The following is a 13,455-nucleotide window of genomic DNA, read 5'->3' on the forward strand; positions in this document are numbered from 1 at the left end:
CGTGCGGTATACGTTCTGATCATTGCTGCAGCCGGGCATGGCCCGGCTCTACCGATGGTGATGAGGTACGGTAGAGCCGACCCATGGTCGGCTGCTCTTCGCCCGGCGCACGCCATGTTGGAAGAAAGAGGCGCACCCCGCCTCGGCCGGACCGTGCACAGCAGCGATTTCGCGGACGAGCGCTTTGGATGGGTTCAGGGCGTGTCCCGACCAAGGCGGGTTGCTGCCCTTCGCACACGTAAAAATGAGGCACAGCACACTGCCATGACCTGACAATCACGCCGTGGCTGGCATCGTGACGCATATGGCCAACGACCTCCCCCCGCGTCCGTCGCCGCCACTGCTGGACGATGCCTGTGCGTTGTTCCTCGACGTGGATGGCACCCTCATCGAATTCGAGCGTGACCCCGAAGCGGTCACGCTGCTGCCTGAAGTCCGCGAAGCCATCGGCCGCATCAGCGATCGCCTCGAAGGCGCCGTCGCCCTCATCAGCGGTCGCCCGCTCAACCAGCTCGACGAACTCTTCGCGCCCCTGCACCTCCCCGCCGCCGGCCTCCACGGCCACGAACTGCGCCGTGCCGATGGCCACGTCGACAGCCAGGCCAACAGCGCCGATACCAGCGAATGGCTGCATGCCGTACATCAACAGGCCATGCGTTTCGCGCACGGCAATCCCGGGGTGCTGGTCGAAGACAAGGGCCGCAGCCTGGCCCTGCACTGGCGCGGTGCTCCGCATGCCGCCGACGACGTGCGCGCGTTCGCCGACCGCCACATCCGCGGCCATGCCGGCTACCGCCTACAACCCGGCGACCACGTCGTCGAATTCGTCCCGCAGGGCAGCGACAAAGGCCGCGCCCTGCAACAGCTGATGCAGGAATACCCCTTCCGTGGCCGCCTGCCGGTGTTCCTCGGCGACGATCTCACCGACGAATTCGGCTTCGATGCCGCCAACGCCCAGCATGGCTGGAGCGTGCTGGTCGGCGGACGCAGCCCCAGCGCCGCCGTCTTCGCCCTGCCGGATATCCGCAGCGTGCATGCCTGGCTGCGGGAAAACGCGTACTGACCCCGGCCCTTTACCCCACCGATGCCGCCCCGCTGTATCCGCTGCGGTGGCACGGCCCGAACGAGATGCAGTACCCATGACCCAACCTGATCTTAATCTTGGTGTAGTCGGCAACGGCAGCTTCGGCGCGTTGATCGACCCGCACGCACGCGTGGTGTGGAGCTGCCTGCCCACCTTCGACGGCGACCCCACCTTCTGCGCCCTGCTCAGCCCCAACCAGAACGAAGGCGGTGATTTCGCCATCGAACTGGAGGATCTGGTCAGCAGCGAGCAGAGCTACCTGACCAACACCGCCATCCTGCGCACCGTGCTGCACGACAGGCACGGCGGCGCGCTGGAAATCATCGATTTCGCCCCGCGCTGGCGCCAGAACGACCGCTTCTACCGTCCGGTCAGCCTGATCCGCCAGGTCCGCCCGCTGGCCGGCAACCCGCGCATCATCGTGCGCGCGCGGCCGCTCGCCGACTGGGGCGCGCGCGTGCCCGACGCCACCTGGGGCAGCAACCACATCCGCTGGGTGCTGCCCGACCACGTACTGCGCCTGACCACCGACGTGCCGCTGCGGTTCGTCCGCGATGGCCTGCCGTTCGTACTCAGCCACCCGGTCAACCTGGTGCTGGGCGTGGACGAATCGCTGAACCGCTCGCTCAGCGGCTATGTGCAGGAGTCCTTCCAGCGCACGCGCGACTACTGGCGCGAGTGGGTGCGGTATCTGTCCATTCCGCTGGAGTGGCAGGACGCGGTGATCCGCAGCGCGATCACGCTCAAGCTGTGCCAGTACGAAGACAGCGGCGCGATCATCGCCGCGATGACCACCTCCATTCCCGAAGCGCCCGGCAGCATCCGCAACTGGGATTACCGCTACTGCTGGCTGCGCGATGCCGCCTTCGTCGTGCGCACGCTCAACCGGCTCGGTGCCACCCGCACCATGGAGCAGTTCCTGGGCTACATCTTCAACCTGGCCACCACCGACGGCAGCCTGCAGCCGCTATACGGCATCGGCTTCGAGGCGAAGCTGGAAGAAACCGAAGTAGCGTCGCTGGACGGCTACCGCGGCATGGGCCCGGTACGTCGCGGCAACCTGGCCTGGGTGCAGCGCCAGCACGATGTCTACGGCAGCGTGGTGCTCGCCTCCACCCAGCTGTTCTTCGACCAGCGCCTGCAGGACCCGGGCGACGCGCATACCTTCGCGCGGCTGGAACCGCTCGGCGAGCAGGCCTTCGCGCTGCACGACGTTCCCGATGCCGGCCTGTGGGAATTCCGCGGCCGCACCGAAGTGCACACCTACACCAGCGCCATGTGCTGGGCCGCGTGCGACCGGCTGTGCAAGATCGCCGTGCGCCTGAAGCTGGATGACCGCGCCGATTACTGGCGCGGCCGCGCCGACATCATCCACGCGCGCATCCTGGAAAAGGCGTGGAGCGAGGAGCTGGGGCGCTTCACCGATACCTTCGACGGTCATCGCCTGGACGCGTCGTTGCTGCTGCTGGCCGATATCGGCTTCATCGAGGCCAACGACCCGCGTTTTGTCGCCACGGTCGAGGCCATCGGCCGCGATCTCAAGCATGGCAACGCGCTGTACCGCTACGTGGCGCCCGATGACTTCGGCGAGCCGGAAACCAGCTTCACCATCTGCACCTTCTGGTATATCGACGCGCTGGCCGCGATCGGCCGCCTGGACGAAGCACGCGAGATGTTCGAGACCCTGCTCGAGCGCCGCAACCATCTGGGCCTGCTCTCCGAAGACCTGGCCTTCGACAGCGGCGAGGCGTGGGGCAACTTCCCGCAGACCTATTCGCACGTCGGCCTGATCACCGCCGCCATGCGCCTGTCGCGCAGCTGGCAGGAGGCGTCATGAGCCGGCTGGTGGTGGTCTCCAACCGGGTCGCGGTGCCCGGGGAAACCCGCGCCGGCGGGCTGGCGGTCGGCCTGCTCGCCGCGCTCAAGGAGCGCGGCGGCGTCTGGTTCGGCTGGAGCGGCAAATCGGTACGCGACAACAGCGGCGCGGTGCATGAGCAGGTCGAAGGCGATATCCGCTATGTGACCATGGACCTCAACAAGCGCGACGTCGACGGCTACTACAACGGCTTTGCCAACCGCACGTTGTGGCCGCTGCTGCACTTCCGCCTGGACCTGGTCGACTACGACCGCGCCACCCGCGAAACCTATCGGCGGGTCAACGCGCTGTTCGCCGAAAAACTCGCGCCACTGCTGCGCGAGGACGACATCGTATGGATCCATGATTACCACCTGATCCCGTTGGCGTCGCTGCTGCGCGAGCGCGGCATCGGCTGCCGGATCGGCTTCTTCCTGCACGTGCCGATGCCCTCGGCCGACCTGCTGCAGGCCATGCCCGACCACCTGCGGCTGTTCTCCAGCCTGTACGCCTACGATCTGGTCGGTTTCCAGACCCAGCGCGACGCCGACCGTTTCCAGTCCTACGTGCGCCTGTTCGGCGGCGGTCGGGTGCTGGCCGATGGCGAACTGGAGGCCCCGGGCGGTCGCCGTTTCCGTGCCGCCGCCTTCCCCATCGGCATCGATACCGAGCACATCGCGCGCCAGGCCAAGGCCGGCGCCAACAAGCCGGCCGTGCGTGACCTGCGCAACAGCCTGCGCGACCGCCAGCTCGCCATCGGTGTGGACCGCCTGGATTACTCCAAGGGCCTGCCGGAGCGTTTCATGGGCTTCGAGCGTTACCTGGAACGCCACCCGGACCAGCACGGCAGCCTCACTTACCTGCAGATCGCGCCGGTCTCGCGCGGCGACGTCACCGAGTACCGCCAGCTGCGCAGCCAGCTGGAACAGATCGCCGGCCACATCAACGGCGGGCATGCCGCGCCTGACTGGACTCCGCTGCGCTACGTCAACCAGAATTTCACCCACGCCACCCTGACCGGCTTCTACCGCGCCGCCGCGGTCGGCCTGGTCACGCCACTGCGCGATGGCATGAACCTGGTGGCCAAGGAGTACGTGGCCTCGCAGGACCCGGAAAATCCCGGTGTGCTGGTGCTGTCGCTGCTGGCGGGCGCGGCCGATGAACTCAAGCAGGCGCTGCTGGTCAATCCGCACGACCTGGATGGCGTCGCCGATGCCATCGCCACCGCCGCCACCATGCCGCTGCGCAAACGCGTGGAGCGTTGGCAGGCGATGATGGAACACCTGCGCGCGCACGACATCAACCACTGGCGGCAGACCTACCTGCAGGCGCTGGAGGGCTGAACCGGACGGCCCACGCTTGCACCACGTCGGCACACCCACGCCCACATCGTCCGCAGCATTCGCGATGCTGCGGAGGCCGCGCGGCCAACGACGCATTTGGCGCGAATTGATTGCGGATGAAACAATTGTGCGTTGACCTTGCCGCGGCGTCGCATGCTGACGCAATCAGCCGCCGTAGCGTCGAAACCCGTGGCCGCACAAACAGTTGCGGCGATAGATACATTCAATCATCGCCTACGCCACCGCCGTCAAAGCGAAAGAACCTGAAAAATTTCATTTCGTATTGACGGCGCCTGACCAAAGTGACGCCCCCAAGAGCCCATCGATATCGCATGGGCAGGTTCATGCACCGCAACGTGCACGGAATTTCCAAGGGGATTGATTGCATGTCAGCGCTCGACCGTTTGATCGAAGATGCCGCCGTAAGACTGGACCTGGGCTACCGCGCGCGCAGCGTGGTGGGGGCACTGGTGGCCTGGGTGGCGTCGCACCCGTTGGGCCTGGACGGCCTGGAACAACAGTTCGAGCAGGCCGGACTGGGCAGCCAGTTCCGCTCCTGGCAGCACCCGGACACGCCACCGCAGCCGATCCTGGCCAGCGAACTGATGCTGGCGGTCGGTCCGCAGGCACTCGCCGCGCTGGCACGCAGGACCGGGTTCCCACCGGGAACCTTCCGGGTGATCGCCTGCGAACTGCTGCCTGGCCTGATCGCCCTGCTGAGCCCACCACAGGGCCATGCGCGCCTTGCCGCAGGCGCCCCGCGACCGCACCTGCAGCGCCGTCTGATCAGCGGCGCGGTGCCCTCGCGCGCAATGCACGGACTGGCCCTGCGGGGCATGCTGTGGCTGCTGATCGGCGCGGCGTTGATCAGCGCCACCGCGTGGGTGTACCTGACGATGCGTGCACCGCGCGATGCCACCCCGGCTGTCAGCGCACAGCGCGATGCCCGCTTGTGGCTGCAGCAGCGGGGCGACCGCGTCCAGGTGCAGGGGCGCCTGCCCAGCGAGGCGGCGCGGCGGCAGGTCTGGAACGCGCTGGTGGCCTTTCACGGCAGGGCCAACGTGCACGCCGAGATCGCCCTGGACCCCGCCACGCGGCAACCGCGCTGGCTGGACCGCCTGCCCCCCCGGTTGCCGCAGTTGGCCGGCGACGGCCTGTCGCTGGCCTTCGACGGCGACCAGCTGCAGGTCGATACCCGCACCATGGACCCTGCCCGGCGGCTGGCGATATCGGACCTGTTGCGACGCGACTTCAGCGACCTTCAGACCACCGGACTATGGGGCCCCGGCCTGGCCGCGCTGGCCCGACTGCCTGCGCGGGCAGACACCGAGCAGCGCATCGAGGCACTGAACCAGACCACGTTGAAATTTTCCCCCGGCTCCACCACGTTGACCGGCGATTGCGCAGATACCGTGCGGGCGGTCGCCGCGGCGTTGTCAGCGGCACCGGCGGGCACGCGGATCGAAGTCGGCGCGCATACCGACAGCGGCAGCGACGCGGTCGCCAACCTGCGGCTCAGCCAGCAGCGTGCCGATACGGTGGTGCAGGTACTGCAGGCGCACGGGGTGCCGGCATCGATGCTGGTCGCCGTGGGCTACGGGCAGGAGCACCCGGTTGCCGACAACCGCAGCGACGAGGGCCGCGCACGCAACCGGCGCATCCGCTACAGCGTCCTCCGCCCCGCCACGTTCGCAGGCACCGGCGACGCGGTGGCGATGCAGTCGCAGTGAGGGCGGATCAGTCCAGGAAGCGCGCGGCCTGCCCGGGTGCCGGCACGTAACAGCGGTCATGCCGTCCGAACCAGCGATAACGGTTGCGTGCCAGCGCACGGTAGGCACGGTCGCGCCACGCGCGCGGCAGGACCCGCAGCAGCGTGACGCATCGCCACGCCCCGCCGAGCCCGGCCACGACCTGCAGGATTGCATCGGTATCGGTCCAGGCCCTGCCCTGCTCCAGCAGCAGGAACGACAGCGGATCATCCGGGTCCAGGCCGTGTTGCTGCAGCAAGGCGCGCCCGTGCACGCCCTGCATCGCGGCAAAGCGATAGCGCCGACGCCGGTCGAACCGCAGCAGAAAACGCACCCAGCGGCTGCACAGCGCGCACACGCCGTCGAATACGATCACGCCCCCAGCCTCCGCGCTCGCGTCGTTGCCGTTCATGCGCTCAGGGCCCGATCCACGCCAGCGTCGCCATGCGTCCGGTGCGCCGGTCGCGGCGGTGCGAATAAAAGCGCCGTGGCTCGGCGATGCTGCACAGCTGCCCACCGCTGATCTGCGCCGGGTCGATGCCGACGCGGTGCAGGCGTCGCCGCGCCAACGCGTACAGATCGACCTTCCAGTGCCCGGCGCGGGTGGCGACAAACGCGGCCTGCGCCCCCGCATCGTGATCGAAGAAGGCGGCGAACACGTCCTCGCCCACCTCGTAATGTGCCGGGCCTGCGGCCGGACCCATCCACGCCTGCAGCTGCGCGGCCGGCGTATGCAGGGCGGCCACCGTCGCCTCCAGCATGCCGTCGGCAAGACCGCGCCACCCCGCATGGGCCGCGCCGATCTCGCTACCGTCGCGGGCGGCAAACACCACCGGCAGGCAGTCGGCGGTGAGGATGGCCAGCACCACGCCCGGCACCGAGGTCACCGCCGCGTCGGCGGTAGGCTCGACATCCACACCGACCGCGGTCGGCGGCGCATCGAAGCGCAGTACCGTCGTGCTGTGCACCTGGCGCAGCCAATGCGGCGCCGACGGCAGTGCCAACCCGGCCTGCAGCAGGTCGCGGTTGCGCTGCACCTGCGCCGGGTCGTCGCCGTCGGCGGCGTAACGGTTGCCCATGTTGAACTGGTCGAACGGCGGCAGCGATCCCCCCGCGCCGAAACGCAGGGTGGTCACGGCGCTGACCCCGGGCGGGGCCGGCCAGTCGGCCGCCAGCAGCGGAACCGGTGTCTGCATCAGCGGCGCCCGCGCTCCAGCTCCGCAAAGCGCTTGCTGTCTTCGCGCAGCGCCTGCATCAGCGCCTGCATGTCGGCCGGCGGCGGTGCGCTGTTGGTGATCGTCTCACCGGTGATGGGGTGCACGAACTCCAGCGTTTCCGCGTGCAACGCCTGGCGCTTGAAGCCGCGCAGCTGCGCGACCAGTTCATCGCTGGCGCCCTTGGGCAGCTTCAACGCGCCGCCGTACAGCTGATCGCCGATGATCGGGTGGCGCAGGTGCGCCATGTGCACGCGGATCTGGTGGGTGCGGCCGGTTTCCAGACGGCATTCCAGCGCGGTGTGTGCACGGAAGCGCTCACGCAGGCGGTAATGGGTGATCGCATCCTTGCCGTCTTCGCGCACGGCCATGCGCACGCGGTCGCGCGGATGGCGGTCGATCGCCGCATCGGCGGTGCCCCCGGAGACGAGTGCCCCCACCACGATGGCCAGATACTGTCGGTGCACCTGGCGCGCCGACAGCTGTTCCACCAGCGCGGTCTGCGCCTGGATGGTCCGTGCGATCACCATGACGCCGCTGGTGTCCTTGTCCAGCCGGTGCACGATGCCCGCGCGCGGCAGCACCGACAGCGACGGGTCGCGGAACAGCAGTGCGTTGACCAGCGTACCGGTGGGATTGCCGGCGCCGGGGTGCACCACCAGGCCAACCGGCTTGTTGATGACGAACACATGCTCGTCCTCGTACAGCACCTCCAGCGGGATGTCCTCCGGCTCGGCATGGGTCTGGGTGTCGAGCACGACATGCAGGCTGGCCACCTCACCGCCGCGCACCGGGTCGCGCCCGCGGACCTGCTCGCCGTCCAGCAGGACGTCGCCGGACTTGATCCACTCGGTCAGCTTGGACCGGGAGAATTCGGGGAACAGCTCGGCCAGCACGGCGTCGAAACGGCGCCCGGCGGCGGTGTCGGGCACCACGGCCTGGCGGGGGGATTCGGATTCAGAAGCATTATCGGACATGGGGAAAGCACCGCAGGGAGACAAATTTGGGGTCCGGGCAACCACTTTCAGTCGCAGGACAGGCCACTAGGCTATCATCGACCCCTCGTATTCCAGCCGCGTCCCGCCCTGACCCCATGATCCGACGCTCTTTTTCGCTGTCCGCGCACGTCCGCACCGCCGCTCTGCTGCTGGTCCTGGCCCTTGTCGCCACTGGCTGCCATCGCGGCACCAAGGGTGACAACCCGGATGAAGGCCAGCCGGTCGAGAAGATCTACGAGAAGAGCCACCGCCTGATGGAAGGCGGCAACTGGAGCGGGGCCGAGGCCAGCTTCCGGCGCCTGATCGCCCAGTATCCGTATGGTCCGTACACCGAGCAGGCGATGATCGAAACCGCCTACGCCCAGTACAAGGCCGGCAAGCACGATGACGCAGTGTCCAGCGTGGACCGCTTCATCCGTACCTACCCGACCCACCGCAACATCGCCTACATGTACTACCTGCGTGGCCTGTCCAACGGCAACCGCAACACGGTGTTCCTGCGCCGCGTGTGGTCGCTGGACCCGAGCCGCCGCGACCTGTCCACGCCGCGTCAGGCCTATGCCGATTTCAACATCGTCGTCGACCGCTACCCCAACAGCCGTTACGCCGCCGACGCGCGCCAGCGCATGATCGAGCTGCGCGACGTGTTCGCCCAGCACGAGCTGGACAACGCCCTGTATTACCTGCGCCGCCAGGCCTGGGTGTCGGCCGCCGGCCGCGCCAACTACCTGCTGGAAACCTACCCGCAGAGCGCCTTCCAGTACGATGCGGTTGCCGCCCTGGGCGAGGCCTATACCCACCTGGGCAACAAGACCCTGGCCGACGACGCCCGCCGCGTGCTGGAGCTGAACCAGCCCGAACATCCCTGGCTGCAGGGCAAGTGGCCGAAGTACCCGTGGATGGTCCGCAAGCTCAACCCGTTTGCCGGCGAGAAGTCCGCCAGTACCGGCCAGCGCAATGCGACGATGAACCGCAAGTAGGCGTGTCCTCGTCCTCCCGGAAGGGCCCCGCAAGGGGCCCTTTTGCGTTGTGGGGCAGGCGGTCGCGCCCTGCCTAGGAATAGGCTGAATACACGGCGAGCTGCGACCGCCATCCCAGCCTCGAGGCGGGCTCCCCACGCAGACTGCCGCGCTCGAAGCAGGCCATCCCGGCCTGCAGGGAGCTCCCATGACCCAGCTTCACCGTCACCGACGCCGCGCCACCACCCTGTTCTGCGCCCTGCTGGCCCTGTCTCCGCTCGCCGCCCTGGCCCAGGACGCCGGCCAGCTGATCGCCAGCACCCGCTTCCAGGCCGACTGGCTGCCCGGGCATGCCGACCAGGCCTACAAGCTCACCTACGCAACCACCGACCTGCACCAGCGTCCTGCGCTGGCGACCGGGCTGGTGATGCTCCCGTCGGGCCCGGCCCCGGTCGGCGGCTGGCCGGTGGTGTCCTGGGCGCACGGCACCCAGGGCACGGCCGACCGGTGCGCGCCCTCGGCCGGCGGTCCGACCCACCCGGCGCGCGACGCCGCTTACCTGGACCTGTTCCTCCAGCAGGGCTATGCGATCGTCGCCTCGGATTTCCAGGGGCTGGGCTCGCCCGGCGAACATGCCTACCTGCACGGCCCCAGCGTGGCCCACAACATCGTGGACATGGTCAAGGCGAGCCAGCAGCTCAATGCCGCGTTGCCGGTGAACCGCCACCTGGCACCACGCTGGGTCTCGGTGGGGTATTCGCAGGGCGCGGGCGCGGCGGTATATGCGGCCAGCGTGGCCACCGAGCTCGGCGGGCCGGCGCTGGACTTCCGCGGCGCGGTGGGCACCGGCACCCCGGCCTGGGTCAACCTGACCACCCGCGGCCTGGGACCGGGCTCGACCCAGCAACTCGGCGCCGGGAGTACCGCCTACCTGACCTATCTGATCAACGGGCTGATCCAGGCCGAACCCCGTATCGCCGACCTGCTCACCGACGTGGGCCGCGCACGGCTGGCGCAGGCCCGGCAGCTGTGCCTGGCCGAGCTGACCGGTGAACTGGAAGGCGTCACGCTGGCCGAGTACTTCCATACCCCGTTGAGTACCCTCCCGGGCATCAACACGACCCTGGACAGCTACCTGGCGATGCCGCTGCGCGGCTTCGACCAGCCCTTCCTGCTCGCCCATGGCAGCGCAGATACGGATGTGGCCTATCTGGGCACGCTGCTGTACGGGCTGGTGCTGGCCATCAACCAGCAGCCGCTGCGCTTCCGCAGCTACCCGGCCACCCACCCCGAAAGCCTGCATGCGGCCAGTGCGGACGTCCTGGCCTTCGTCGAGGCGCGCCTACGCACCACGCCTGGTGCAGCCCTGCCGGGTTGGAACGTCAGCGCGGCCGACGTCGCCCGCGCCTCCGACGGCATCGACACGCTGCCGCAAGACGCGCTGCGCTGACCCGATCGGGGCGGCGTCTGTCGGCGCCGCCCCGGCTCAGCCCTTGTAGCCGTTGCTGATCGGATACCGGCGCTCGCGCCCGAACGCACGCCGGGACACCTTCGGGCCCGGTGCGGCCTGGTGGCGCTTCCACTCGCTGGTGCGCACCAGGCGCAGCACGCGGTCCACCACCTCGGCGGCGTAACCGGCGGCCACGATCTCCTCGCGCGACTGCTCCTGGTCCACGTAGCGGTACAGGATGCCGTCGAGCACGTCGTAGGCCGGCAACGAGTCCTGGTCGGTCTGGTTGTCACGCAGCTCGGCCGAGGGCGGGCGGCTGATCACCGCCGGCGGAATCACCGGTGCGCCGCCCACGGTGTTGCGCCACTTGGACAGCCCGAACACCTCGGTCTTGTAGAGGTCCTTCAGCGGCGCATAGCCACCGCACATGTCGCCGTAGATGGTCGCGTAACCGACCGCATACTCGCTCTTGTTGCCGGTGGTCAGCAGCAGACCGCCGAACTTGTTCGACAGTGCCATCAGGATCACCCCGCGGCTGCGCGACTGCAGGTTCTCCTCGGTGACGTCGGCAGCCTGGCCCTCGAACATCGGGCCGAGCGCGGCCATCAACCCCTCAAACACCGGCTCGATCGACACCGCGTCCAGCTTCACGCCCAGCGCGCGGCACTGCTCGGCAGCCAGGTCGTTGGACATGTCGGCGGTATAGCGCGACGGCAGCCGCACGGCGGTGACGTTGTCCGCGCCCAGCGCATCCACCGCCATCGCCAGCACCAGCGCCGAATCGATGCCGCCGGACAGGCCCAGCCACACCTTCTTGAAGCCATTCTTGCGGCAGTAATCCTGGATCCCACGGGTCACCGCGCGCCAGGCCAGCGCGTCCATGCTCTCGTCGCCGTCGTCGATCCACTCGCGCGGCAGGAAACGGCGCGTGTGCGCGTCATAGTCCACCACCAGCCACTGATCGGTGAACGCCGCTGCGGCCGGGTGCACGGTGCCGTCACCGTCGGCCACGACCGAGGCGCCATCGAACACCAGTGCATCCTGGCCACCGACCACATTGAGGTAGGCGATCGCCGCCCCGCTCTCACGCGTGCGCTCGGCCAGCAGTGCATCGCGCTGGGCATGCTTGCCACGCTCGTACGGCGAGGCGTTGGGCACCAACACCAGCTGCGCACCTTCGCGCACGGTATCGGCCAGCGGTTCGGCGAACCACAGGTCCTCGCAGATCAGCACGCCGACCGGCACGCCCTTCAGCTCGAACACGCAGCTGCCGCCGTCCGGATCCACGTCGAAGTAGCGGCGCTCGTCGAACACCGCATAGTTGGGCAGCTCGCGCTTGCGGTAGGTCTGTTCCACCTTGCCGTCGCGCAGCACGCTGGCCGCGTTGTACACCACCGCGCCGGCCGCCTGCGGCCAGCCGACCACGGCGGCAATGCCGGTGGTCGCTGCGGCGATGCGCTTGAGTGCCTGCTCGCAGTCGTACAGGAAGCCGGGGCGCAGCAGCAGATCTTCCGGCGGGTAGCCGCTGATCGCCAGTTCCGGGAACACCACCAGCTCGGCACCGTACTCATCGCGCGCCTCGGCGATCATCGCGATGATGTTGTCGGTGTTCTGCGCCACCGCGCCCACCGGGAAATCAAACTGCGCCATCGCGATGCGGATCGAAGCCATGAAGGTCCAGCCAGTGGTTGCAATACGCTCATTGTAGATCCACGCCATGCATGGAGGGGGGACATCGATGTGTCCGGTGCCAGACGCAGAAAGGCCGCCCGGAGGCGGCCTTTCTGTTTGAAGCAGCCGAGCATGGCTCGGCTCTACCGTTGAAGCAGCCGAGCATGGCTCGGCTCTACCGCGCGGCGGGCGGCTTATTTCACCAGCTTGGCGATGGCAGCGCCCAGGTCGCCCGGCGAACGGACGGTCACAACGCCGGCAGCTTCCATGGCGGCAAACTTGCCTTCGGCCGTGCCCTTGCCGCCCGAGGCGATCGCACCGGCGTGGCCCATGCGCTTGCCGGCCGGGGCCGACGCACCGGCGATGAAGCCGACGACCGGCTTCTTCACGAACTGCTTGATGTACTCGGCACCGGCTTCTTCAGCGTCGCCGCCGATTTCGCCGACCATGATGATGCCCAGGGTCTGCGGATCTTCGTTGAACAGCTTCAGGCAGTCGACGAAGTTCAGGCCGTTGATCGGGTCACCACCGATGCCGATGCAGGTGGACTGGCCCAGGCCGACTTCGGTGGTCTGCTTGACCGCTTCATAGGTCAGCGTGCCCGAACGCGACACGATGCCGATCTTGCCCGGCATGTGGATGTGGCCCGGCATGATGCCGATCTTGCACTCGCCCGGGGTGATCACGCCGGGGCAGTTCGGACCGACCAGCACGGTGTCCGGATGCGAGCGGGTCAGCACGTTCTTGACGCGCAGCATGTCCAGCACCGGGATGCCTTCGGTGATGCACACGATGACCTTGATGCCGGCAGCAGCGGCTTCCAGGATCGCATCGGCCGCGTACGGCGGCGGCACGTAGATGACCGAGGCGTTGGCACCGGTGGCCGACACGGCGTCGGCGACGGTGTTGAAGACCGGCAGGTCGATGTGGGTGGTGCCGCCCTTGCCGGGGGTCACGCCGCCAACAACCTGGGTGCCGTACTCGATCATCTGAGTGGCGTGGAAGGTGCCCTGCTGGCCGGTGAAGCCCTGCACGATCACCTTGGTGTTCTTGTTGATCAAAACGGACATGTCTTGAAGTCCTTCGTAAATTATTTGGGCCGGCTTCGGAGGAGGAGCCATCGACCAGGTCGA

11 protein-coding genes are annotated in these 13,455 nt (G+C 68.2%); 6 read left to right on the forward strand and 5 right to left on the reverse strand.

Translation table 11 applies throughout. The annotated features are described in order from the left end of the window. Window positions 1-304 precede the first annotated feature (304 nt). From otsB to RTO53_RS03475, 4 genes are all read left to right on the forward strand, one after another. On the forward strand, window positions 305-1,063 hold the full coding sequence (gene otsB / locus RTO53_RS03460; protein WP_312236488.1) for a trehalose-phosphatase: 759 nt from the start codon (window positions 305-307) through the stop codon (window positions 1,061-1,063). Window positions 1,064-1,139: 76 nt separating this feature from the next. Next, window positions 1,140-2,921 carry a glycoside hydrolase family 15 protein gene (locus RTO53_RS03465; protein ID WP_312236489.1) on the forward strand — a complete coding sequence of 594 codons (1,782 nt, stop codon included), beginning with the start codon at window positions 1,140-1,142 and terminating at the stop codon, window positions 2,919-2,921. Continuing rightward, on the forward strand, window positions 2,918-4,282 hold the full coding sequence (gene otsA, locus RTO53_RS03470; RefSeq protein ID WP_312236490.1) for an alpha,alpha-trehalose-phosphate synthase (UDP-forming): 1,365 nt from the start codon (window positions 2,918-2,920) through the stop codon (window positions 4,280-4,282). Before RTO53_RS03465 ends, otsA begins: the two co-directional genes overlap by 4 nt. Window positions 4,283-4,668: 386 nt before the next feature. Further along, a complete protein-coding gene (locus tag RTO53_RS03475) occupies window positions 4,669-6,012 on the forward strand; it encodes an OmpA family protein (RefSeq protein WP_312236491.1) in 1,344 nt (447 codons plus the stop codon). Between the two features lie 7 nt (window positions 6,013-6,019). Here the strand turns inward: RTO53_RS03475 and RTO53_RS03480 are convergent, their stop codons facing one another. Genes RTO53_RS03480 through rluD form a run of 3 tightly spaced genes read right to left on the reverse strand, consistent with a single transcriptional unit; the run spans window position 6,020 to window position 8,221 of the window. Further along, the gene (locus RTO53_RS03480) at window positions 6,020-6,442 is read right to left on the reverse strand and encodes a thiol-disulfide oxidoreductase DCC family protein (protein ID WP_312236492.1); all 423 of its coding nucleotides are present in this window, start codon (window positions 6,440-6,442) and stop codon (window positions 6,020-6,022) included. A gap of 4 nt (window positions 6,443-6,446) precedes the next feature. Then, the gene (gene pgeF / locus RTO53_RS03485) at window positions 6,447-7,226 is read right to left on the reverse strand and encodes a peptidoglycan editing factor PgeF (protein ID WP_312236493.1); all 780 of its coding nucleotides are present in this window, start codon (window positions 7,224-7,226) and stop codon (window positions 6,447-6,449) included. Beyond that, on the reverse strand, window positions 7,226-8,221 hold the full coding sequence (gene rluD / locus RTO53_RS03490; protein WP_312236494.1) for a 23S rRNA pseudouridine(1911/1915/1917) synthase RluD: 996 nt from the start codon (window positions 8,219-8,221) through the stop codon (window positions 7,226-7,228). Before rluD ends, pgeF begins: the two co-directional genes overlap by 1 nt. A gap of 116 nt (window positions 8,222-8,337) precedes the next feature. On the opposite strand from rluD, the gene RTO53_RS03495 reads away from it, so the two are divergent. Continuing rightward, on the forward strand, window positions 8,338-9,222 hold the full coding sequence (locus RTO53_RS03495; RefSeq protein WP_312236495.1) for an outer membrane protein assembly factor BamD: 885 nt from the start codon (window positions 8,338-8,340) through the stop codon (window positions 9,220-9,222). A gap of 187 nt (window positions 9,223-9,409) precedes the next feature. Next, complete coding sequence (locus RTO53_RS03500) at window positions 9,410-10,651, forward strand: lipase family protein (RefSeq protein ID WP_312236496.1); 1,242 nt, start codon at window positions 9,410-9,412, stop codon at window positions 10,649-10,651. A gap of 36 nt (window positions 10,652-10,687) precedes the next feature. Here RTO53_RS03500 and RTO53_RS03505 read toward each other — a convergent pair whose 3' ends face one another. Next, window positions 10,688-12,322: an NAD+ synthase gene (locus RTO53_RS03505; RefSeq protein WP_312236497.1), complete on the reverse strand. Its 1,635-nt coding sequence runs from the start codon at window positions 12,320-12,322 to the stop codon at window positions 10,688-10,690. 194 nt (window positions 12,323-12,516) lie between these two features. Further along, entirely contained in the window at window positions 12,517-13,392 is an 876-nt protein-coding gene (gene sucD / locus RTO53_RS03510) for a succinate--CoA ligase subunit alpha (protein ID WP_312236498.1), read from the reverse strand. Between the last annotated feature and the right edge of the window lie 63 nt (window positions 13,393-13,455).

The organism is Stenotrophomonas sp. (assembly GCF_031995405.1).
In the GTDB taxonomy this organism is placed as follows: domain Bacteria; phylum Pseudomonadota; class Gammaproteobacteria; order Xanthomonadales; family Xanthomonadaceae; genus Stenotrophomonas.

Excerpts from the sequence above, each read along its gene's own strand:
- otsB (WP_312236488.1), top strand. The coding sequence starts at position 305 with ATGGCCAACGACCTCCCCCCGCGTCCGTCGCCGCCACTGCTGGACGAT.
- RTO53_RS03465 (WP_312236489.1), top strand. The coding sequence starts at position 1,140 with ATGACCCAACCTGATCTTAATCTTGGTGTAGTCGGCAACGGCAGCTTC.
- otsA (WP_312236490.1), top strand. The coding sequence starts at position 2,918 with ATGAGCCGGCTGGTGGTGGTCTCCAACCGGGTCGCGGTGCCCGGGGAA.
- RTO53_RS03475 (WP_312236491.1), top strand. The coding sequence starts at position 4,669 with ATGTCAGCGCTCGACCGTTTGATCGAAGATGCCGCCGTAAGACTGGAC.
- RTO53_RS03480 (WP_312236492.1), bottom strand. The coding sequence starts at position 6,442 with ATGAACGGCAACGACGCGAGCGCGGAGGCTGGGGGCGTGATCGTATTC.
- pgeF (WP_312236493.1), bottom strand. The coding sequence starts at position 7,226 with ATGCAGACACCGGTTCCGCTGCTGGCGGCCGACTGGCCGGCCCCGCCC.
- rluD (WP_312236494.1), bottom strand. The coding sequence starts at position 8,221 with ATGTCCGATAATGCTTCTGAATCCGAATCCCCCCGCCAGGCCGTGGTG.
- RTO53_RS03495 (WP_312236495.1), top strand. The coding sequence starts at position 8,338 with ATGATCCGACGCTCTTTTTCGCTGTCCGCGCACGTCCGCACCGCCGCT.
- RTO53_RS03500 (WP_312236496.1), top strand. The coding sequence starts at position 9,410 with ATGACCCAGCTTCACCGTCACCGACGCCGCGCCACCACCCTGTTCTGC.
- RTO53_RS03505 (WP_312236497.1), bottom strand. The coding sequence starts at position 12,322 with ATGGCTTCGATCCGCATCGCGATGGCGCAGTTTGATTTCCCGGTGGGC.
- sucD (WP_312236498.1), bottom strand. The coding sequence starts at position 13,392 with ATGTCCGTTTTGATCAACAAGAACACCAAGGTGATCGTGCAGGGCTTC.